This window comes from Paraburkholderia sp. Cpub6, assembly GCF_014201065.1.
GTDB lineage: Bacteria > Pseudomonadota > Gammaproteobacteria > Burkholderiales > Burkholderiaceae > Paraburkholderia > Paraburkholderia tuberum.
Map to the genome: position 1 here is coordinate 182,116 of NZ_JACHDM010000011.1, position 22,493 is coordinate 204,608.

At 65.3% G+C, this 22,493-nt stretch carries 20 protein-coding genes; 18 read left to right on the forward strand and 2 right to left on the reverse strand.

What is annotated here, in order from left to right:
• From HDG33_RS20140 to HDG33_RS20185, 10 genes are all read left to right on the forward strand, one after another.
• Entirely contained in the window at positions 1 to 1,515 is a 1,515-nt protein-coding gene (locus HDG33_RS20140; RefSeq protein ID WP_184032403.1) for an efflux transporter outer membrane subunit, read from the forward strand.
• Positions 1,512 to 2,792, forward strand: a complete 1,281-nt coding sequence (locus HDG33_RS20145) for a paraquat-inducible protein A (RefSeq protein WP_184032405.1) — start codon at positions 1,512 to 1,514, stop codon at positions 2,790 to 2,792. The genes HDG33_RS20140 and HDG33_RS20145 overlap by 4 nt, the downstream gene beginning before the upstream one ends.
• Entirely contained in the window at positions 2,776 to 4,389 is a 1,614-nt protein-coding gene (locus HDG33_RS20150; RefSeq protein WP_184032407.1) for an MlaD family protein, read from the forward strand. Before HDG33_RS20145 ends, HDG33_RS20150 begins: the two co-directional genes overlap by 17 nt.
• A complete protein-coding gene (locus HDG33_RS20155; RefSeq protein ID WP_260330522.1) occupies positions 4,386 to 4,997 on the forward strand; it encodes a membrane integrity-associated transporter subunit PqiC in 612 nt (203 codons plus the stop codon). The genes HDG33_RS20150 and HDG33_RS20155 overlap by 4 nt, the downstream gene beginning before the upstream one ends.
• Before the next feature lie 178 nt (positions 4,998 to 5,175).
• Positions 5,176 to 7,512: a DUF3141 domain-containing protein gene (locus tag HDG33_RS20160; protein ID WP_184032409.1), complete on the forward strand. Its 2,337-nt coding sequence runs from the start codon at positions 5,176 to 5,178 to the stop codon at positions 7,510 to 7,512.
• 79 nt (positions 7,513 to 7,591) lie between these two features.
• Positions 7,592 to 8,581, forward strand: coding sequence for a phosphate acetyltransferase (locus HDG33_RS20165; protein WP_184032411.1), 990 nt, complete (start codon positions 7,592 to 7,594; stop codon positions 8,579 to 8,581).
• 4 nt (positions 8,582 to 8,585) lie between these two features.
• Positions 8,586 to 9,764, forward strand: a complete 1,179-nt coding sequence (locus HDG33_RS20170) for an acetate/propionate family kinase (RefSeq protein WP_184032413.1) — start codon at positions 8,586 to 8,588, stop codon at positions 9,762 to 9,764.
• A 12-nt stretch (positions 9,765 to 9,776) separates the two neighbouring features.
• Positions 9,777 to 10,559, forward strand: coding sequence for an enoyl-ACP reductase FabI (gene fabI / locus HDG33_RS20175; RefSeq protein ID WP_184032415.1), 783 nt, complete (start codon positions 9,777 to 9,779; stop codon positions 10,557 to 10,559).
• A gap of 20 nt (positions 10,560 to 10,579) precedes the next feature.
• A complete protein-coding gene (locus HDG33_RS20180; RefSeq protein ID WP_184032417.1) occupies positions 10,580 to 10,837 on the forward strand; it encodes an RNA-binding protein in 258 nt (85 codons plus the stop codon).
• 19 nt (positions 10,838 to 10,856) lie between these two features.
• Entirely contained in the window at positions 10,857 to 11,876 is a 1,020-nt protein-coding gene (locus HDG33_RS20185; RefSeq protein ID WP_184032419.1) for a hypothetical protein, read from the forward strand.
• Positions 11,877 to 11,891: 15 nt separating this feature from the next.
• On the opposite strand, the gene HDG33_RS20190 is transcribed toward HDG33_RS20185, so the two are convergent.
• Positions 11,892 to 12,479: a hypothetical protein gene (locus HDG33_RS20190; RefSeq protein WP_184032421.1), complete on the reverse strand. Its 588-nt coding sequence runs from the start codon at positions 12,477 to 12,479 to the stop codon at positions 11,892 to 11,894.
• Positions 12,480 to 12,497: 18 nt separating this feature from the next.
• A complete protein-coding gene (locus HDG33_RS20195; protein WP_184032423.1) occupies positions 12,498 to 12,971 on the reverse strand; it encodes a glycine zipper family protein in 474 nt (157 codons plus the stop codon).
• A 348-nt stretch (positions 12,972 to 13,319) separates the two neighbouring features.
• Between HDG33_RS20195 and HDG33_RS20200 the strand changes: the two genes are divergently transcribed.
• The 8 genes from HDG33_RS20200 to HDG33_RS20235 all read left to right on the forward strand — a co-directional run bounded on the left by HDG33_RS20200 (position 13,320) and on the right by HDG33_RS20235 (position 22,493).
• Positions 13,320 to 14,849 carry a DUF3300 domain-containing protein gene (locus HDG33_RS20200; RefSeq protein ID WP_260330523.1) on the forward strand — a complete coding sequence of 510 codons (1,530 nt, stop codon included), beginning with the start codon at positions 13,320 to 13,322 and terminating at the stop codon, positions 14,847 to 14,849.
• A 9-nt stretch (positions 14,850 to 14,858) separates the two neighbouring features.
• The gene (locus HDG33_RS20205; protein WP_184032427.1) at positions 14,859 to 15,818 is read left to right on the forward strand and encodes a DUF2950 domain-containing protein; all 960 of its coding nucleotides are present in this window, start codon (positions 14,859 to 14,861) and stop codon (positions 15,816 to 15,818) included.
• A gap of 82 nt (positions 15,819 to 15,900) precedes the next feature.
• On the forward strand, positions 15,901 to 17,652 hold the full coding sequence (locus HDG33_RS20210; protein ID WP_184032429.1) for a SulP family inorganic anion transporter: 1,752 nt from the start codon (positions 15,901 to 15,903) through the stop codon (positions 17,650 to 17,652).
• Between the two features lie 16 nt (positions 17,653 to 17,668).
• On the forward strand, positions 17,669 to 18,097 hold the full coding sequence (locus tag HDG33_RS20215; RefSeq protein ID WP_184032431.1) for an RT0821/Lpp0805 family surface protein: 429 nt from the start codon (positions 17,669 to 17,671) through the stop codon (positions 18,095 to 18,097).
• Positions 18,098 to 18,232: 135 nt separating this feature from the next.
• On the forward strand, positions 18,233 to 19,105 hold the full coding sequence (locus HDG33_RS20220) for a VOC family protein (protein WP_184032433.1): 873 nt from the start codon (positions 18,233 to 18,235) through the stop codon (positions 19,103 to 19,105).
• A gap of 359 nt (positions 19,106 to 19,464) precedes the next feature.
• Positions 19,465 to 21,198, forward strand: coding sequence for a PQQ-dependent dehydrogenase, methanol/ethanol family (locus HDG33_RS20225; protein WP_184032435.1), 1,734 nt, complete (start codon positions 19,465 to 19,467; stop codon positions 21,196 to 21,198).
• Entirely contained in the window at positions 21,195 to 21,815 is a 621-nt protein-coding gene (locus HDG33_RS20230) for a cytochrome c (protein ID WP_184032437.1), read from the forward strand. The genes HDG33_RS20225 and HDG33_RS20230 overlap by 4 nt, the downstream gene beginning before the upstream one ends.
• A gap of 15 nt (positions 21,816 to 21,830) precedes the next feature.
• Positions 21,831 to 22,493 (forward strand): ankyrin repeat domain-containing protein, encoded by a 663-nt coding sequence (locus HDG33_RS20235; protein ID WP_184032439.1) that lies wholly within the window; start codon positions 21,831 to 21,833, stop codon positions 22,491 to 22,493.

Here is a 22,493-nt window from a genome sequence, read left to right on the forward strand (position 1 = left end):
ATGCACGGCACGGCACCGGCGCGTTTGCTCGCATCCGTCATGCTGCTCGCGCTGAGCGGATGCCTGCTAGGCCCCAACTACCAGCGCCCGGCGGTCGACGTGCCGGCCACTTATCGTTTCGCCCAGGGCGAGGCGGCGGGCATCGCCAACGCCGTGTGGTGGGAGCAGTTTCAGGACCCGGTGCTCGATCAGCTGATCGCCGCCGCGCTGCAGGACAATCGCGACGTGAAGGTCGCGGCCGCGCGGGTCGACGAGTTTCGCGGGCAGTTCGTGACCACGCGCTCCGGGCTGTTCCCGCAGCTTTCGGCAGGCGCCGACGCGTCGCGTCAACGGGTCTCGCAGGACGAAGGCGTGCCGGTGCCGAAGGGCGTGAGCCCCATCTACAACCAGTTCGACGCGACGCTGGCGGTGTCCTGGGAAGTCGATCTGTTCGGCAAGGTGCGCCGGGAAACCGAGGCGGCACGCGCGAATCTGCTCGCAAGCGAAGAGGGTCGCCGCGCCACGATTCTGTCGCTGGTGAGCTCGGTCGCGTCGGCCTACATCAATCTGCGCAGTCTGGACCGGCAGCTAGTGATCGCGAAGGAGACCGTGCAAAGCCGCGCGGAATCGGTGCGTGTGTTCGAGGCGCGCTTCCGCTACGGCGAGGTCTCGCAGATGGAACTCGCGCAAAGCCAGTCGGAGTATCAAGCCGCGCAAGTCAAGATTCCGCAGCTCGAAGCGCAGATCGCCCAGCAGGAAGACGCGTTGTCGGTGTTGATCGGCAGGAATCCCGGCGCGATACTGCGCGGCCGTGAGCTGTCGCAGATGGGCACGCCGCCGATTCCCGAGGGGCTGCCGTCCGATCTGCTCGAACGACGTCCCGACCTGCTGGAGGCCGAGCAGACGCTGGTCGCGCAAAACGCGCTGATCGGGGCGGCGCGCGCGCTGTACTTCCCGTCGATTTCGCTGACCGGGCTGTTCGGTTCGGTCAGCGCGCAGTTCTCGAATCTGTTCACCGGCCCGGCGCGCGTGTGGTCGTTTGCCGGCAGCGTCACGCAGCCGATCTTCACGGCGGGCAACATCACCGGCCAGGTGCACCAGGCCGAAGCGCGCCAGCAGGAATCGCTGTACTCGTACGAAAAGGCGATCCAGGTAGCGTTCCAGGAGGTCGAGGACGCGCTGATCTCCGTGCAGAAGACGCATCAGGCACTCGACGCGCAAAACCTCCAGGTCGAGGCGCTGCACACCTATGCGCACCTCGCGCGGCAGCGCTACGAAGGCGGCTATACGAGCTACATCGAAGTGCTCGATGCGGAGCGCAGCCTGTTCAACGCGCAACTGAGCTATGCGGAAACTCAAGGCGCGGTGCTGACCTCGTACGTCACGCTCTACAAGGCGACGGGCGGTGGCTGGGTGGGCGAGGCGGAAAAACTGACGGCGCCGCCGCCCGCGCCGCAAAACTCGCCGGCGATGGCGCCGGTCTCGCAGAACGCGCCCGCGCCGGCTGGAACGTCGGGTGCAGTGGAGGCGAGATGACGGGCAACGAGCTGATTGCATGCGAAGAGTGCGACCTGCTTCAGCTCGGCGCGCCGCCCGCCGCCGGCAATGCGTTGCGCTGCCAGCGTTGCCGCGCGGAGCTCAGGCGCGGACGCTCGAACGGGCCGGAGTATGCGCTCGCATTCTCGTGCGCGTCCGCCGTGCTACTCGTGATCTCGAACGTGTTTCCGATCGTCGGTCTGTCGCTGAACGGCCATGTCGTGCAGACGACGCTCGCGGGTTCGGTGCGCATGCTGTACAGCCACGGCTCATGGCCGCTCGCCTTGCTGGTCGGCCTGACGACGATCGTCACGCCGGTGCTGCAAACCGCGGCGATGCTGTGGCTGCTGCTGCCGCTGCGCTTCGGGCGCGTGCCGTGGCGGCCGGCCGAGTGCTTTCGTCTGTTTCAGCTTGCGCGGCCGTGGGGCATGACCGAGGTGCTGATCCTCGGCTTGCTGGTCGCGCTGGTCAAGCTCGCGCATATCGCCAAGGTGGTGCCGGGCACCGCGCTGTGGTCGTTCATCGCGCTGATGCTGCTGATCGCGGCCGCGGCGGCGACGTTCGATCCGCGCGAGGTGTGGGCGCGCATCACGGCAACGCGTGGCGCGCAGCCATGGCACCTACCGCCGATCCGCGTGCGCCGCGACGCCATCACGGCGTCTGCCTACGGGCTCGTGCTGTGCGAAGAATGCGGCCTGCTGCTCAAGCAGCCCAGCGGCGCGGTCAAGCATGTCTGTCCGCGCTGCAAGGCGCCGTTGCACCAGCGCAAGCCCGCAAGCCTGTCGCGCACGTGGGCGTTTCTGGTGGCCGCGATGGTGCTCTACATTCCGGCCAACGTGCTGCCCGTGATGGACACGAGTTCGCTGTTCGGCTCGCAGACGGACACGATCATGAGCGGCGTGGTGTATCTGTGGGTATCGGGCTCCTGGCCGCTTGCGCTGCTCGTATTCATCGCGAGCATCGTCGTGCCGATGCTGAAGATTCTCGGCATCGGGTATCTCGCGCTGTCGACCCAGCTTCGTTGGCAATGGCTGCCCGCGCAGCGCACGCGGATCTATCGCCTGATCGAGCTGATCGGTCGCTGGTCGATGCTCGACATCTACGTGATCACGATGCTGGTCGCGCTGGTGCAATTCCAGGCGCTGGCGACGATCAAGGCCGGGCCGGCGGCGATCGCGTTCGGCGCGGTCGTCGTGCTGACCTTGCTCGCCGCGATGGCGTTCGATCCACGCCTGATGTGGGACGCTTTGGAGACGGAACGTGTCCACTCCGACTGAAGAGCCCGAACTGCCCGCCGCGGAGCCGGTGCCGCGCTCGCGCTGGCGGATGCAACTGGTCTGGCTGGTGCCGATCGTGGCGATCCTGATCGGCGGTTGGCTGGCGGTGAAGGCAGTGATGGAGCGCGGCGAGCAGATCAGCATCAGCTTCAAGATCGGCGACGGTCTCGAAGCAGGTAAGACCAAGCTCAAGTTCAAGGACGTCGATATCGGTGTGGTCGAAGCGGTCTCGCTGACGCCGGACCACAAGCGCGTGGTGGCCAAGGCCGAGGTGACGCGCGACGTGGCGGACCTGCTGGTCGACAACACGCGCTTCTGGGTCGTGCGTCCGCGCATTTCGGGTGGCACGGTGTCGGGGCTCGGCACGCTGCTGTCGGGCTCGTATATCGACGTCGACGTCGGCAATTCGCCAAAAGCGCGCCGCAGTTTCGTCGGCCTCGAGGAGCCCCCCGTGATCGCCAGCGACGTGCCGGGGCACGAGTACACGTTGCATGGCACGGCACTCGGCTCGCTCGACGTGGGTACGCCCGTGTTTTTCCGCAGAATTCAGGTGGGCCAGGTCGCGTCGTACCAGTTGGACCCGGACGGCCGCGGCGTCACGGTGAAGGTGTTCGTCAACGCGCCCTACGACCGCTTCGTCAGAACCGACACGCGCTTCTGGCACGCCAGCGGTGTCGATATGGCGTTCGACAGCAGCGGCTTGCGCGTCGAAACGCAGTCGATCGTGTCGATCATCATCGGCGGGATCGCGTTCGAATCGCCGCCCGATTCACAGGTAGAGACGAGCGCCGATACCAGCACCCGGTTCGAGCTGTACACCACGCGCGCCGACGCGATGAAGATGCACGATCGCATCGTCGTCAAATACGTGGTGAACTTCACCGATTCGGTGCGCGGTCTGACAGTGGGCGCGCCGGTCGATTTCCGCGGCGTCGAAATCGGCGAAGTGACGGCGATCTACACGCGCTTCGATCCGGACACCCGCCGCTTCAGCAGTCCGGTCGAGATCAATCTCTATCCGGAGCGGTTCACGTCGCGCTATCAGAACGACGGCGCCGGCGGACACCTCACCAACGACCCGCGCGGTCTCGCGAACTATCTGGTCGAGCACGGCTTCCGCTTCCAGTTGAGAACCGGCAATCTGCTGACCGGCCAGCAGTATCTCGCGCTCGACTATTTCCCCGACGCGCCGAAGGCGTCGATCGACTGGAACAAGACGCCGCCCGAAATGCCCGCGATTCCGCGCACGCTGCAATCGCTGCAGGAATCGGTCACGCGGCTGCTCGCCAAGATCAACAACATACCGTTCGAGGATATCGGCAAGGACGCGCGCTCGACGCTGCGCACCACCAACGCGATGCTCGGGCAGCTCAACACGCAGGTCGTGCCGAAAGCGCGCGACACGCTGCTGTCCGCGCAATCGACGCTCGATTCCGCGAATGCCGCGCTGCAGCCGGACTCGTCGCTGCAGCAATCGACGGAGGACGCAATGCGTGAATTGACTCGCACCGCTGCCTCGCTGCGCACGCTGGCCGACTATCTGGCGCAGCATCCGGAATCGCTCGTGCGCGGCAAGTCCGAGGACAAGAAGCCATGACAGATGCGATGGGCCGCTTTATAAGCCGCTTCGCGGCCGGCCTGATGCTCGTGCTCGCCGGCGCTCTGCTCGGCGCCTGCAAGTCGCCGGCGACGAACTTCTACACGCTGAGCCCGGACGATTCGTTGAGCAGCACCGGCGCGAGCCGGCCGATTACGGCGGTGATCGGTCCGGTCACGATACCCGAGATCGTGGACCGGCCGCAGATCGTCACGCGGATCGCTAACAACGAGGTCGCGGTCAACGAATTCGACCGCTGGGCGCAGCCGCTCGGTGGCGAGATCGGCCGCGTGATCGCGGCCGATCTCGGCGCGCTGCTGAACTCGCAGCAGATTTCGGTATTCGATGCGGTACGCGATCCGTCCGTCGTCTGGCGCGTGCGGATCGACGTGATGCGCTTCGAGTCCGTGCCGGGGCGCGACGTCACCGTCGACGTGCTGTGGGCCGTGCGGCCGCCCGGCAAGGTCCGCGCCGTCACCGGCCGCTCGGTCGCGCGCGAGAGCGTATCCGGTCCCGGATTCGAGCCGATCATCGCCGCCTACGATCGCGCGCTCGCCTCGGTGAGCCGCGATATCGCCGCAGCGGTGCAGGCGAACCCCGTTCAATGAGACGTCGCGCTGCGTCACGTCGACACGCGCCGCGCCCGAACCCGTGCGCTGCACCGGGTCGCGCGCATAATAAGACCTTGGTCCGATTGCTAGAGCTCTGGGCCAACTCCACGATTCAATCAATGCACGGCGCGTGCCTCGGCACCGATCGTGACGCGCACCTTTCAGGAGTCTTCCGATGGACGCTGAAACGCTGTTGTCACAAAGCCAGGACATTGCCTCAAAAATCACCCACGTGCTGCAGAAGCGCACGCAAATCGCCCAGCGGCATCTGAATGAACGGGTCACCGAAACGCTGGGGCTCGATCACGATGGCGCCCCGACCGCAAGCGCGATGCCCGCGCCATTCGATCCGCTCAGTGCGTGGCAATACACGGTAGATGCCGCGCAGCGCTCGCTGCTGTTCTGGGACACGCTGTACCGGCGCGGCAACGAGTTCGTCGAACGCAGCGTCAGCGGTCCCACGCCGGTGCTGCATTTCGAGTACGACACGGTGCTGGACGGCCGCACGTTCGAACGGCCGGTCAACTATGCGCTGCTGCAACTTCGTCCGCTCGAAGGCGTGGGCGTGGACGTGCGCAAGCGTCCGTATCTGATCATCGATCCGCGCGCCGGGCACGGCCCCGGCATCGGCGGCTTCAAGGACGATTCGCAGGCGGGCGTCGCGCTGCGCGCGGGCTACCCCGTCTACTTCGTGGTGTTCTTTCGCGACCCCGAGCCCGGTCAGACCCTGCTCGACGTGTGCAACGCCGAGCAGCTATTCGTGCGCAAGGTGCGCGCGCTGCATCCCGACAGTCCGAAGCCCGCGATCATCGGCAATTGCCAGGGCGGCTGGGCGGCGATGATGCTCGCCAGCTCCGACCCCGAGGAGACCGGCCCGATCGTCATCAACGGTGCGCCGATGTCGTACTGGAGCGCGGCCTGGAGCGAAGGCGAGGGCGACAACCCGATGCGTTACGCGGGCGGTATGCTGGGCGGCGCGTGGCTCGCGTCGTACGCGGCGGATCTTGGCAACGGCAAGTTCGACGGCGCGTATCTGGTGGAGAACTTCGAGAACCTGAATCCCGCCAACACGTTCTGGGACAAGTACTACCACCTGTTCTCGAACGTCGATACCGAGCCGCCACGCTTTCTGGAATTCGAGCGCTGGTGGGGCAGCTACTACCTGATGAATCGCGAGGAGATCGAATGGATCACGCGCAACCTGTTCGTCGGCAACAAGCTGTGGTCGGGCGGAGTGACGAACGGCAGCGGCCAGGCTTTCGATCTGCGTGAAATCCGCTCGCCGATCATCCTGTTCGCGTCGATGGGGGACAACATCACGCCGCCTCAACAGGCGTTCAACTGGGTGGCGGACCTGTACGGCAGCACCGAGGAGATCAAGTCGCGCGGCCAGGTGATCGTCGGTCTGACGCACCAGAACATCGGGCATCTGGGCATTTTCGTGTCCGGGAAAGTCGCGAAGAAGGAGCACAAGCAGATCATGTCCGTGCTCGAGACCATCGAAACCTTCCCGCCGGGACTCTACGGCATGACCATCAACGAGGCCAGGAACGCGGCCGGGGAGATCGAATACGAAGTCGAATTTCATGAGCGGCGGCTCGAGGAGATTTCCGCGCATCTCAACCGCTTCGGCCGCATCGACGAAAAGCCGTTCGAAGCAGTCGCCGCGGTGTCCAATCTGAATCAGCGCATGTATGAACTGCTCGCGCAGCCGTTCGTGCAGTCGATGTCGAACGAAACGAGCGCCCGCCTGCTGCGCCAGTTTCATCCGCTGCGCTGGCAGCGCTGGGCCGTGTCCGCGATGAACCCGTGGCTTGGCTGGCTGCCGGCGGCCGCTCAGTCGGTACGTGAGAATCGCCAGCGGGCCGCCGCCGATAACCCGTGGAGCAAGCTCGAACACAACGGCTCGCAAATGATCAGCGCGTCGCTGGACTATTACCGCGCGATGCGCGACGCGGGGACCGAGGCCAGCTTCTTCAGCGTGTACGCGAATCTGTATGCGACGTATCTGAGCAAGCCGGCCGCCGATGGCGTGGCCGCGCAAGCCGGCGCGATCGATCCGCGCGAGCTGCCGTTCGTGCGCACGGCGTTGCAGGCGATCGGCGACGGCGGCTACACGGAGGCGCTCGCGCGCGCGGCCTATCTGTTGTCGCGCAAGGGCGGGTCGTTGCCGCTCGCGCGCCTGGAGATGCGCAAGGAGATCGCCGAAAGTTACGCGGAGTACCTGCCCGACATCAGCCCCGATCACTGGCGGCGGATCCGGGGCGAGCAGGAAATCATCGTCAGCTTCGAACCGGACGAGGCGATAGCCACGCTGCCGAAGCTGCTTTCCCACAGCGAGGACCGCGAGCGCTTTCTAGAACTGCTCGACAAGCTGGCGAGCGACGAGCGCGTGTTGAACACCGCGCCCGACGCCGCGCAAAAGGAGGCGTTCGAACGCCTCCGCGCGGTGCTGGGTTCGCGCGTGAGCCGCAAGCGCAACGCACGTTTGCCCGACCCCACTCGCACGTGAGCAACTGGCGCGATGCGCGGCAGGACGCAAGCGTGACGGAACCGTGCGCACGGCGCCCGTATGCACGGCGCCCGTCAGCATGGCGTGCCACGCGTCACCAATCCAACGCACCGTACACACGAGGAATACGCAGATGGAAAAGCACGCGAAGTATCAGCGTCTGATCGATTTCTGCCGGACGCTGCCGGCGATGCCGACAGCGGTCGCGCATCCGTGCGACCAGAGTTCGCTCAATGGCGCGGTCGAAGCAGCCGGGATGGGACTGATCACGCCGCTGCTGGTCGGGCCGCGCGCGCGCATCGAAGCGATTGCCGCCGAACACGGCATCGACATTTCGAACCTCACGATCGTCGATGCGCCGCATAGCCATGCCGCCGCGGCGGCAGCCGTGCAACTGGTGCGCGAAGGCAAGGCGGAGGCCCTGATGAAAGGCAGCCTGCATACGGACGAGCTGATGGCCGAGGTGATTCGCCGTGACACCGGCCTGCGCACCGAGCGGCGCATCAGCCATTGCTTCGTGATGGACGTGCCCGGGTACGAGAACGCGCTGATCATCACCGACGCCGCGATCAACATCGCGCCGACGCTCGAAGAGAAGGTCGACATCCTGCAGAACGCGATCGATCTCGGGCACGCGCTGAAACTTGACGAAGTCCGCGTGGCGATCCTGTCCGCGACCGAGAGCGTCAATCCGAAAATTCCATCGACGGTGGAAGCGGCGGCGCTGTGCAAGATGGTGGACCGCGGGCAGATCACCGGCGGGCTCGTCGACGGTCCGCTCGCACTCGACAACGCGATCAGCATCGAAGCCATGCGCATCAAGCAGATCGAGTCGCGGGTGGCCGGTCGCGCCAATGTATTGATGGTGCCGGACCTCGAAGCGGGCAACATGCTCGCGAAAAGCCTGTCGTTTCTCGCCGGCGCGGACGCGGCGGGCATCGTGCTCGGGGCGCGCGTGCCGATCATTCTGACGAGCCGCGCGGATTCTCTGTCGACGCGTCTCGCGTCGTGCGCGGTCGCCGCGTTGGTGGCCAAGGCACGGCGCGAGGCCGGCAAGGTGGTCGGGTGACGTCATGGCGGATGTGATCCTCGTATTGAACGCAGGTTCGTCGAGCCTCAAGTTCAGCGCCTTCGACGCGCAACAAGCACAACTCGAGCTCATTTTGCGCGGTCAGATCGAAGCGCTCTACACGAGCCCGCGTTTTCGCGTGACGGACCGCGACGGTAATGCCAGCTCGCACGAATGGGGCGATGGCCATCGGCTCGGTCATCAGGGCGCGATCGAATATCTGGGCGGTTTTTTGCGTGACCACGGCGGCGGCAATCAACTGAAGGCGGTCGGGCATCGCGTCGTGCACGGCGGGCAGCGCTTTGCAGGCCCCGTCCTCGCGACCTCCGAGGTGATCGATCAGCTGGACAGCCTGAGCCCGCTCGCGCCGCTGCATCAGCCGCATAACCTGACCCCGATCCGCATCCTCGCTCAGCTGCGTCCCGACCTTCCACAGGTCGCGTGCTTCGACACCACGTTTCATCGCACGCAGACCGAGACCGCGCAGGCCTATGCGCTGCCCCCCTCGATTACCGACCACGGCGTGCGGCGCTACGGTTTTCACGGGCTCTCGTACGAATACATCGCGAGCGTGCTGCCGGAGATCGCACCGGCCGCGGCGGCGGGGCGCACCGTCGTCGCGCATCTGGGCAACGGCGCGAGCATGTGCGCGATGGTCGCGGGCAAGAGCGTGGCGAGCACGATGGGCTTCACGGCGGTGGAAGGCCTGCCGATGGGCACGCGTTGCGGCAGCCTCGACCCCGGCGTGATGCTCTATCTGCTCGACGAGCTGAAGATGGATACGCAGTCGATCGCGGACCTCATTTACAAGGGCTCGGGGCTGCTCGGCATGTCGGGCATCTCGGGCGACATGCGCGTGCTGCTCGACAGCAACGACCCGCGTGCCCGCTTTGCGATCGACGTCTACACCTACCGCATCGGGCGCGAACTCGGCAGTCTCGCCGCGGCGATGCAAGGTCTCGACGCACTGGTGCTGACAGCCGGCATCGGCGAGCACGCCGTCGCGATCCGCGAGCGCATCGTGCGCGATGCCGCGTGGCTCGGCGCCGAACTCGACGAAGCGGCCAATCGGGCGGGCGGCCCGCTGATCACCCGCGCCTCGAGCAGGCTGCCGGTCTGGGTCGTGCCCACCAACGAGGAACTGATGATCGCCCGCCATACGCGCGCTGTCGCCCCCCCATAGAGGAGTTTCACCATGTCTGTCGAGCAACCGAGTTTGATTCTGCGAGGAGCGAAGGCCCTCGTGACCGGCGTCGCCAACGAGCATTCGATTGCGTACGGATGCGCAAAGGCGTTTCACGACCTCGGCGCGAGCGTTGCGCTCACCTATGCGAACGACAAGGCGCTTCCTTATGTGGAACCGATCGCCAAAGCACTCGATGCCGAGATCTTCATGCCGCTCGACGTAACGGGCGAGGACGAAATGGAGGCCGTGTTCGAGCGGATCGAGAAGACATGGGGAAGCCTCGATATTCTCGTTCACGCCGTTGCATGGGCACCGAAAGCAGATCTGCAGGGCGGCTTGCTGCAATCGTCGCGTGAGGGCTTCCTGAGCGCGATGGACATCTCCTGCCATTCGTTCGTGCGGATGGCGCGCCTCGCCGCGCCGCTAATGAAAGACGGCGGCACCATGCTGACGATGAGCTACTACGGCGCAAACAAGGTCGTGCCGAACTACAACCTGATGGGCCCCGTCAAGGCGGCGCTCGAAGCCTGCGCGCGCTATCTGGCGTTCGAGCTGGGACCGAGGGGCATCCGAGTGCACGCGATTTCTCCCGGGCCGCTGCAGACCCGCGCCGCTTCGGGCCTGAAGGATTTCGAGCTGCTGCTCAACGAAGCGGTGCAGCGCGCGCCGCTCGGCGAACTCGTCGACATCATGGATGTCGGCTATACCTGTGCGTTTCTGGCCACGCCGTATGCCCGGCGGGTGTCCGGTTCTACCTTGTATATCGACGGCGGATTGAACATCGTCGCATAGGGTCTGGAGGAGTAAGCATCATGGCTGAACTGTTTCTTGGAAACGTCGAGGAAAGCGTCTCCGACGAAGAGATCGGCGAGTTCCTGATTCGCTACGGGTTCCCGCGCTTCAGCTCGATCAAGCGGGTGCCCGGCACGGGCTCGCGGCCAGGCGCGGTGGTCGTCTTCGACGACGTGCCCACGGACGGGCTGCGCATACTGCAAAACCGCGTCCATAACCTGTTCTGGAAGAACCACACGATCGTCGCGCAGCTGCTGCCGGAGCGCGACGAATCGTGACGGGCGACGGGAGCCGGGCATGGGTCTGCTGTCGCGGTGGCTGACCAGGCGCAACGCTTCCGAAGAGAGCGACGATCAGCAGACGAAGGAAATCGTCGAGCGGATCGTCGGGCTCTGTCCGTCGTTGCGGCTCGCGCGCAATTATGCGTCGCGCCTGCGGCCCGCCGTGCAACACACGACCGCCTATCTGCTCCGGCTCGCCGATGAAGTGCCGCCGACGCGCGAAGCGAACGCGGCGGCGTGGGCGACAGACCCGTATATCCACGCCTTTTTCGCCACACCCGACGACGTCTGCCCGGTCTTCAACCGCTCACACGAGCTGAACACGTTCTTCAGCGAGCATCCCGCTGCCGATCAGGTATTCGCGGTGCTCGGCATGGCCATGGACGAGCGGCGTATTTTCGGCGTCGGGCAACACGGCGAGACGACGCAAACCGATCTCGCGCAGACGACCATCAACTTCAGCGATCACCAGGTGCGCGTGTGCGAAGAATCCGAAGCCGCGTTGCGGCGCCAAATCGTGTTGCGGATCGTCGATCAGCTCGTGCTCGAAGCGCTCGGCAAGATCGAGGCCGACACCTCGCGGCAGGACGAATTGCAACGCGAAAGGGCGCTGCTGAAAACGCGCCTGACGATTCTCGAACGGCAGGGGGCGGGCGTGCGCTCGCTGCTTGGTAGCGACGCGACGTCGAATTACGCGGAAGTGGCGAAGCTGCAGGCGCAGATCGAAGAGAACGATCAGGCTCTGGCCCAGTTGGGCCTGAAGACAGAGGCGCTGGAGCGGCATCTCGACGTGATGTGCGGTGTACTGGGGGAGCCGGATGCGCATTTCTACGTGCGCAAGAGCATGTACCGGCTCGACCGGATGAACGTCGTCCTGGAAGAGGGAGATACGCGGCCCGCGCACGAAATCGAGTTTCGCCTTGCGCGTCTGCCGGCGAGTCCCAATGCGATAAGGGTTTTCTCGACGGTGCGTTTTCGACGCGCGGACTTTACGCCTCCGCTCAGCGGCCTCGCGCAAGCGCACCGCCTGATCTGACGCGAGCCATGCTCGCTATTTGCCGGCGACCGGCTCCACGGAGATGGCCACGGCCTCGGTATAGACCGCTTGCATCTGGTCGCCTTTTTTGATCCGCTTGAGCTGTTCGGGATCCTGCACGACCAGATCCACCGTATTGCCTTGCGGGCCTTTCAGCGTGACCACGCCGCTCTGGTGATTGACCGCGATGACGTTAGCCATGATCGTGACTTCGCGCGAGGCCGAGCCGCCGGGTTTCGCGCCCGCCGGTGTGCGCTCGAGCGTCTGCGTTTCGTTGGCGGTCAGCGGCGCGTTGCCTTTTTTCAGCATGATGGTCAGAGCCTGCGAATACTCGGCCTTGACCACGTCGCCGACCTTGATCTGATCGAAGTTGCGCGCTTCCTCGCCGACCACGACCTGCACGACCTTGCCCTTCGGGTCCTTGAGCAAGACGGTGCGCGTTGCCGGCTCGATGCCGACGACCGTCGCGGTCGTTTTGACCGTGCCCGACACGGTGACTTTGCCGGGCTCGCTCTTGACCGTGACGGGTGCCTCTGTCTGGGCGAACCCCGTATTCGCGAGACACACGAGCGCCGCCGCGATGATCAGGTTGCGGTTAATCATGCTGCTCTCCTTGCGAGATCAATTGACCGTGTAACCCCGCCCCGACATGCAGGCGGCGAAAGCGCGATTGAACGTGTCCATCGAGCCCTGCGTTTGCGCCTGCGATTGTGTCGCGGCCGCGCGCCGGTTCTGCCGCGCGCGCGACCCGCCGACCATCGTGCCGGTCGCCGCGCCGATCGCCGCGCCCTTGCCGGCGTCGCCCGCAATCGCGCCGATGACCGCGCCGCCCGCCGCGCCGCGCGCGGCGCCCTGCACGCGCTCGCCACCGCCCACCGCGGGGCCGGAAGGCGGGGGCGGGGCATTGGCGACCATGGTCGGGTCGACGCCGGTATTGCTCTTCGCCCACGAATAGCAGGCGCCTTCGTCCTGCTGCTGTTGCTGCGGGCTTTGCCCTCTGGCCGGATAGGCAATCGGCCTCGATTGCGCCAGGCCTTCCAGCGATAGCGACGCGCTCAACGCGGCGATCACGGCATATTTCGTAGACTTGTTCACGACAGCTCCTTGCGTGGGCACACGCGGGTGCGAGTCGCCGGCTGCCTGTTTGCTCAGGCGTGAGGGCGCCACCGGCACCTGTGAATGGGAATTCTGGTGGGACCGGTTGCCGCGCGGTGGATGCGCAGCAATGGCAGGTTCGCTTTCATCATGGTGTCGCGGGCCTGTCGCGCGCAATCGGACCAAGGTCGTATTTGCAATTTCGTCCATGGTTTCCAAACTGTATTCATGCAACAGGTGCAGGTCTTTTTCATTGCTTCGGACAACTGTCTGTCAAAGATCATGGCCGTGGACTGCCGCCTGGCCATGCAGCCCGGGGCCGCTGACGAAGCGCAAGGGGAAGCATCGATGGACCGCGATTCGCGTGCTCGTACACGCATCATCCCGTTTGCAACGGCGCTCGACAGGCGCAGGCGCATGCCGGCGCTCGACGACGAGGCGAAGCGCGCGCGACGCAGCAGCCATGTACTGGGCGCCGCGCTTCTGGCGTGCTGCGGCGCGTTCTCCACTGCGGTGTCGCTGGCGCAGGCGCCGGCTGCGAACGCCCCGGCGAACGCGGCCCCGAACGCACCCGTTTCCGCGGCGACGCTCGACAAGCTCGTCGGACCGATCGCGCTATATCCGGACGACCTGATCGCGATCATTCTTCCTGCCTCAACCTATCCCGTGGAAGTCGTGCAGGCCGATCGCTTTCTCGATCAGTACAAAAACAACAAGTCGCTGAAGCTCAACGACGCGTGGCACGATCCGGTGAAAGCGCTGCTGAATTACCCCGACATCGTCAAGAACATGAGCACCGATCTCGACTGGACGATCAATCTCGGCGAGGCCGTCGTTGCCGATCAGGGCTCGGTGCTCGAAGCGATTCAGCGCTTCCGGCGGCAAACGCAGTCGGCGGGGCATCTGAAATCCGACGACAAGCAGGTCGTGGTCGTCGAGAAGGAAGTGATCAAGATCCAGCCGGCCGATCCGCAGGTGATCTACGTGCCGCAGTACAACCCGCAGACCATCGTGGTGGCCAGTGCGCCCGTGACCTACGCCTACGCGCCCACGCCATATCCGGCCTACTACTATCCGTACGCGCCCGGCGCCGCGCTCGCGACGGGGCTGATCTGGGGCGCGGCGATTACCGCCGCCTGGAACGGCGGGCACTATGAAACGCATTACGGAGGCGGCGGCAACAACAACATCAACATCAACCGCGAAAGAAACGTCGAGCGCGGCGATAGAACCGTCGAGCGCGGAGATAGGAACGTCGAGCGCGGAGATAGGAACGTCGAGCGCGGCAATATCAACACGGGCGACATCAACCGCGGCGGTGGTCGCGGGCAGGGAGGGGGCACCTCCGCGTGGACCTCGGACAAGAAGCCGGGCCAGGTCAGCGGTATCTCGGATCGCTCGGCGCGCACGCAACGGGTCGGCGATCCGCCGTCGCGCGGCGGCGGCGCGGGTGCAGGCGCGGGCGCGGGCGGTGGGCTGGCGGGCGGCAACCGCGGCGGCGCGGGCGGCGGCGCAAACTATGCAGGTGGCGGCGCGGGTGGCGGCGCCGGCGCAAACTTCGCGGGCGGCGGTGCTGGCGCGCAAGGGCGGCCGCAGCCGTCCCAGCGTCCGACGGCGTCGGCGGGCACACGCGAGGTGAGTCAGCGCGCGTCGCCTGGGGGCGGCGGCGATGCGTTCAGCGGCTACGGCTCGGCGCGCGACGCGCAAGCCAACAGCGCGCGCGGCGCGGCGAGCCGTCAATCGACGCGTGGCGGCGGAAATTCCGGTGGCGGTGGGTTCTCCGGCGGTGGCGGCGGTGGCGGCCGTGGCGGTGGCGGTGGTGGATTCTCGCCGCGGGCCGGCGGTGGCGGTGGCGGCCGCGGCGGCGGACGGCGATAAGGAGCAGCCATGAGCGGACAAAGCATCACCGGAAAGCGCGCACGCGACGATTCGCGGCGACGTGTGGCCACATCGCGTCGGCTGTGCGCGATGGTGCTCGCGCTGTCGATTCCGTTGGCCGCGCTCGCCGCGGGGCAGCGCACTTTCGCCACCCCGGAAGACGCGGTCGCCGCGCTGTCCAGCGCACTGAAGACCGACGACGAAGCGTCGCTCGTCGCGATCTTCGGCGAAGCGCACAAGAGCCTCGTGGTATCGCCGGATCAGGCGGAGAACGAGGCGAACTGGGCCAGGGCGAGCAAGGAGCTCGAGGCCTATCACGTGCTCGACGACAGGGGACCGAACCGGCGGATTCTGCTGGTCGGCGACGAGGCGTGGCCAATGCCGATACCGATCGTCAAAGAGGACGGCACCTGGCGCTTCGCCACCGAGCAGGGCGAAGAAGAACTGATCAATCGACGGATCGGCGCCAACGAACTCGAAGCGATCAAGGTGCTGCACGCTTATATCGGCGCGCAGCGTCAATACGCGTCGCGCGACCGCAACCACGACGGCCTGCTCGAATACGCGCAGAAGCTGGCCAGCACACCCGGCAAGCAGGACGGTCTCTACTGGCACTCCGACGAAAACAGCGACGAAGAAGAGAGTCCGTTCGGCCCGCTCGTCGCCGCGAGTTCCGAATATCTGAAGGGTCACGCGGCGGGCGATCCTTACCGGGGCTACCATTTCCACATCCTGACGCGGCAGGGCAAGAACGCGCCGGGCGGCGCGTTCAGCTACGTGATCAACGGCCACATGATCGCCGGTTTCGCGATGGTCGCTTATCCGGCGCAGTACGGCACGAGCGGCGTGATGACCTTCGTGGTCAGCAACAACGGCGTCATCTACCAGAAGGACCGTGGCGCGCACGCGCCGCCTGTGACCGAGTTCAATCCGGATCACACGTGGCAGCGCGTCAAGGATTCGCTCTGAGCCGCTCCGGCTTGGCCGAGGCGATGGCCGTACAGCGCGCCCGTGCTTCCGTCAGGTCCGCTTCCGTACTCGAGGCGCTACGTTGAACCATCCACCCAGCGTCACCGGCCGCGCCTCTTCCACGCCACCCGCGCGCGGGTGGCGCTCCGCGTTTCCTCCCGCGCAGTGGCTGCGAAGCTACCAGCCTCGATGGCTCGCGAAGGACGCGGTCGCCGGCGTGACGCTCGCGGCTTATGGCATTCCGGTATCGCTCGCCTATGCGTCGCTCGCCGGCTTGCCGCCGCAATACGGCATCTACGGCTATCTGGTCGGCGGCCTCTGTTATGCGCTATTCGGCTCGTCGCGCCAGCTCGCGATCGGCCCGACCTCGGCGATCTCGATGCTCGTCGGCGTGACGCTCGTGCCGATGGCCGGGGGCGACCCGTCGCGCTGGGCTTCGATCGCGGCGCTCACGTCCGTGCTGATCGCGTGCATGTGCGTGATCGGCTGGCTGCTGCGCCTGAGTTCGCTCGTCAGCTTCATCAGCGAGACGATCCTGCTCGGCTTCAAGGCGGGCGCCGCGCTGACGATCGCGATGACCCAGCTGCCGAAGCTGTTCGGGGTGAAAGGCGGCGGCGAATTCTTCTTCGAACGGATCGCCGTGCTGTGGGGGCAGCTTCCGCTGACCAACCTCGGCGTGCTCGGTTTCGGCCTCGTTTGCATCGCGTTGCTGCTGCTCGGCGAAAAGTTTTTGCCGGGGCGTCCGGTGGCGCTCGCCGTCGTCGCGGCCTCGATCGTCGTGTTGTCCGTCACGCCGCTGGCCAGCCGCGGCTTCACGCTCGTGGGCGCGCTGCCTCAAGGCTTGCCTGAATTCCGTCTGCCCGGGCTGCGGCTGCGCGATGTCGACGGCATCGTTCCGCTGGCGTTCGCGTGCCTGTTGCTGGCATACGTCGAGAGCGTTTCGGCCGCGCGCGCGCTCGCGCAGGCACATGGTTACGAGATCGACGCCCGCCAGGAATTGCTGGGTCTTGGCGCAGCCAATCTGGCTGCGGGATTGTTCCAGGCCTTCCCGGTTGCGGGAGGGCTTTCGCAATCGTCGGTGAACGACAAGGCCGGCGCGAAAAGCGCGCTTGCGCTGGTATTCGCGTCGCTCGCGATCGGCTTCTGTCTGATGTTCCTCACCGGACTGCTCGCGAATCTGCCCAACGTCGTGCTGGCGGCGATCGTGCTCGTGGCCGTGAAGGGCCTCGTCGACGTCGGCGAACTGCGTCATGTGTGGCGCGTGAGCCGCTTCGAATTCGCGATTTCGATGGTGGCGTTCGCGGCGGTGCTGTTGTTGGGCATCCTGAAGGGCGTTATCGTCGCGGTGCTCGTGTCGATGCTGCTGATCATCCACCGCGCCGCTCATCCGCATGTCGCGATGCTCGGGCGTATTCCCGGCACGCGCTATTTCTCGGATCTCGAACGTCATGCCGAGAACGAGACGATTGCGCATGTGCTGGCGGTGCGTGTCGAGGCGTCGTTGCTGTACTTCAACGTCGAGCACGTGCGCGAGACGATCTGGCGCATGATCCACACCGCACCCGAACCGGTCCGGCTCGTGATCTGCGACCTGTCCGCATCGGCGGTCGTCGATCTGGCGGGCGCGCGCATGCTCGAAGCGATGCACGGCGCGCTGGAGGCCGCGGGCGCCGCGATGAAGGTCGTCGGCGCGCACGCGGACGTGCGCGACATGCTGCGCGCCGAGGGGCTCGAAGTTCGTGTCGGCCACATCGGCCGACGCGGCTCGGTGGCCGACGTCGTCGACGCATTCCAGCAAAACGGCGATTTCGCGGACGACGCGAATCGCGGATGAACTCGAGGAGAAACCCATGTCACGTCAATTTCGTCCTGGCGCAGGCGCGCCCGCACTCGACGCCGCGTACGCCCACACGATCAGGCAGTGGCTTGCGGCAGCGGCGCTGCTCGCCAGCCCAATGTTGTGTTACGCAGCGAACCTGAACTTTCTGAAAGACACGCCCGTTACTTACATGCGCGAGGCCGACCGTAAAGCGCTCAACGACGCGGCGCAAAAGGCGCTCGATACAAAAAAGGATGGCGAATCGTACGAGTGGAGCAATGCGGGCACCGGCAATTCCGTTTCGATCAAGGGCACGGTGACGCCGCAGGACACGACGAAGGACGGCGATCGAACCTGCCGGACCGCGACGCTGACTGCGGTCGCGAAAGGACAGACCCAAACGTGGACGCCGATCGTCTGCAAAACCGGCAATGGGCCGTGGAAGATTCTGCGGCAATAAGCACATGCGTGCCGCTTCATACGCCCCTGAACATGGCGGCGCCGCCACGCCGCCCGAGTTGCACGAGCACGAACCATTTGCCCTGTTGATGCATAATTTGTCCAGCGTTTCGCGGCTCATGCACAAGGCAAACACATGGAACACTCTTACGCTAACGACGATACCGGCAATCTGGTCCTGCTCGAACACGTCAACCTGAAAATCCCCAACCAGATTCTCGCGACCGCCTTCTACGTCACCGGCCTTGGGCTCACGCGCGATCCGTTCGTGATGACCGGGGTCGAGAATATGTGGATCAACGTCGGCCGGTCGCAGATTCACTTGCCGCACGGGGCGGCGCAACGTCTGCGCGGCAGTGTCGGTCTCGTGGTCGGCGAGCTCGAAGCGCTGGTGAGGCGGCTGCGCTCGGTCGAACCGCTGCTCGCCGGCACCGCGTTCGGCTGGACGGAGCGCGCAGGCAGTGTCGAAGTGACGTGTCCGTGGGGCAACCGCTACGAGTGCCTCGATCCTCTCGATCGATCCGCGTCGGCTCCGTGGTCGGAAATCGATCTGGGCCTCGCGTTCGTGAAGATGGACGTGCCGGTCGGCAGCGCGTTGCCTATCGCGCGCTTCTACCGCGATATGTTCGATGCGACCGTCGACATCGAAGAGAAGCATGGATTGCACCGCGCGGTGATCGATATCGGCACGCATCAGCAACTGCTGTACGCGGAAACGACCGAGCCTATTCCTGAATACGACGGACACCACATCGCCATTTACGCCGCTGCTTTTTCGGGGCCGTTCACACGGCTCGCCGAAAAAGGTCTGGTATATGGAGAAGAGCCGCATCAATACCGGTTTGCCGACCTGCTCGATCTGTCATCCGGAGAGCGTTGCTTCCGGCTCGAACACGAAGTACGGAGCCTGCATCACCCACTTTACGCGCGCCCGCTGGTGAACCGGAATCCGGAACAGACCAATCGGAACTATCAGCAGGGGGCCGATTCGCGCGGCGGCCGGTTCTGATCAGCTCAACGAGCGGCCGCAACGCGAAGCGACCCAGGTGAAAACGCCACGACCAGGGCGGCGGTCAGCGACCACAACGGTGCACGATGATCGCTCGCCACTCCTTAACGATTTAATCTAGAAAATCCACAACACATCGCCTACCCTTAAACGAGCCGGTTTTCCGCGGACCCGTGCATCACTTCTCCCCTCTCTGCGAAGCCGACCCGTCCTGACAAAGCTAACAACGATTCGAAGTCGTACGCTTTTGTTGTCTGCGAGGGTTGCGCCATCGTGCTCTTTCACGCTGTCGTCCGCGTGGATCCATGTCGCACTCCTGCGCTGCAATTCATAGGAACAATAAAAGCTAGGAGACGCTCATGCCATTCAACCGTATTCAGGGAATTGTCGGCCTGCCACTGCTCGCCCTCGCGTTCGGCTTGCCCGCGGCTCATGCCGCCGACGAAGTACAGAACAGCTCGACCACCACCGCCGCGCCGGTGCCATCGAGGCTTCAGCCCGTGACCCAGGATCAGCTCGATCGCGCCGGCAGCATGACGGCGGTCTGGCTCCATCCGAACGGCTCGTACGCGCAGACGCGCTATTACCCCGGCGCGCAGATCAACCGGACGAACGTCGCGAAGCTCAGGCCGGCGTTCATCTTCCAGACGGCCGTCAACGAGTCGATGGAAACGGCGCCGATCGTGAAGGACGGCGTGATGTTCCTGACCACGTCGTTCAATCACGTATACGCGATCGATGCGACGACGGGCAAAGAGTTCTGGCATTACAAGCACAAGATGGGTCCGGTCACGACGTTCTGTTGCGGGCCGAACAATCGTGGCGTCGCGATTTCGGGTGACCGGCTCTATATGGGCACGCTCGACTCCAAGCTCGTCGCGCTCGACGCCAAAACCGGCAACGTGCTGTGGCAAAGCCAGATCGCCAATCCCGACGAGGGCTACTCGGAAACGATGGCGCCGACGGTCGTCGACGGCAAGGTGCTGATCGGCACGAATGGCGGCGAGTACGGCATTCGCGGCTTCGTGAAGGCGTACGACGCGAATTCCGGCCAGTTGCTGTGGACCTTCTACACGATTCCGGATAGCGGCCAGGAAGGCGTATGGGCCACCAAAGACGCGACCGGCCGCGACGAGAAGCGCGACATCGCCGCGGAGAAGAAGCAACTAGCCGACAAGGGCGGCGACTTCTACAAGACGCTCGGCGGCGGTGTGTGGATGACGCCGGCGGTCGACCGGAAAACGCACACGGTGTACTTCGTGGTCGGCAACCCGTCGCCGGACCTGTATGGCGCGATCCGGCCGGGAGACAATCTCTATACGGATTCGCTCGTCGCGATCGATCTCGACACCGGCAAGTACAAATGGCACTACCAGTACGTGCCGCACGACGTCTGGGATCTCGACGCGGTGAGCCCGCCGGTGCTGATCGACGTGCGCGACAACGACGGCAAGATGATCCCCGGCATCGTGCATGCGGGCAAGACCGGTCACGTGTACGTGCATGATCGTGCGACCGGCCGTCTGATCCGCTTCTCGCAGGCGATGATTCCGCAGGAAAACATGTGGACCCTGCCGACAGCAGCCGGCGCGCGCATGCTGCCGGGCGCGAACGGCGGCGTCGAGTGGTCGCCGATCGCGTTCGATCCGCAAACGCGCCTCGTCTACGCGGCCAACCTGAATCAGCCGATGACGTACCAGGTCGAGGACGCCGCCTATCCGGGCGGCAGCAAGCTGTGGCTCGGCGGCGCCTTCAAGCTGATTCCGTCCGAGGCGCAATGGGGCAAGCTGTCGGCCGTCAACGTCGACACCGGCAAGATCGCGTGGGACTACAAGACCGACCAGCCGCTGATTGGCGGCGTACTTGCAACGGCGGGAGGTCTCGTGTTCAACGGCGAGGGCAACGGCCTGTTCCGCGCGTTCGATGCCGCCAGCGGCAAGAAGCTGTGGGAGTTCCAGTGCGGCGCGGGCGTCAACGCGCCGGCCGTGTCGTACACGATCAACGGCAAGCAGTACATCGCGGTCGCGGCGGGCGGCAATACGCAGATCGACTTCAAGCGCGGCAATAGCGTTGTCGTGTTCGCGGTGCCATGAGGCGGCCGGCGCTGCGGGGAGCGGCGGCGGTGGCGCGCGCTGCATGGGTGGCGCTGTTGTGCGGCGGGTTGATTGCCGCACGGCTGCCGACGGGCGCGCGCGCCGATGCCGAGGCGGGCAAGGCGAAAGCGCAGGTGTGCGCGGCCTGTCATGGGCCGATGGGCAATTCGACCAATCCGAACTTTCCGATTCTGGCCGGGCAAAATGCGCGCTATCTGTATCTGGAACTGAAGGACTTCAAGCAGGGACGGCGCAGCCATCCGCCCATGTCGCCGATGGCGTCGGATTTATCGAGCGAGGACATGCAGGACATCGCCGACTACTTCGCCGCGCAGAAGCTCGTGCCAGTGCGGTTCAACGCCGATGGCGCGAGCATCGAAGCGGGCAGCAGGAAGGCCGCCGAGGTGCTGTGCACGATGTGCCATCAGGGCGGCTTCTCCGGGCAGAACGAGATTCCGCGCGTCGCCGGTCAGCAGTATCAGTACATCGTCAAGCAGTTGCAGGACTTTCGCTCGCACACGCGCACCAACGATGCGGGCAACATGGCCAGCGTGACGCGCAATCTGACCGACGAGGACATCCATCATCTGGCCGCTTATATCAACAATCTGCAGTAGCACGGGGAAGACACCATGACAGATATGTTCATTCGGCCGCTTGCGAGCGCCGTTCTGTTCGCTGCCGCATTCGGTGCCTGCGTGCCGGTGTTCGCGCAGGACCAGGGCGAAATCAACCGCCAATTGCTGGTAGCCGCGAAGGACGACGATCAGCAGTCGGTCGTCGCTGCGCTGCAGCGCGGCGCGTCGGTCGATGCGATGAACCGGATCGGCGACACCGCGCTCGTCACCGCCTGCAAGAAGGGTGATACGGCGATGGCGCGCACGCTGATCGAGCGCGGCGCGAACGTGCAGCACGCGAACGCGCCGGGCGACACGCCGTTGATGGCCGCCGCCTATGGCGGCTTCGACGAGATCGTCGCGCTGCTGCTTGTGCATGGCGCCGATCCGCTCGCGACCGATCGCGTCGGCAAGACCGCGATGGAATACGCAGCGGGCCAGGGACAAACGAAGGTCGTCGGTCAGTTGCTCGATGCGGGCGTCGACGTGAACCGGACCTACAAAAACGATCTGACCGCGCTGATGTGGGCGGCGGGATACGATCGCGCGGAAACCGCCCAGCTGTTGCTCGCGCGCGGCGCGAACCGGTCGTTGAAGGACAATCGCGGGATGACGGCGAAAGATATCGCGGTGCAGACGAAGTCGGAGCGCGTCGCGGGGTTGTTGTCGGCGGGTTAG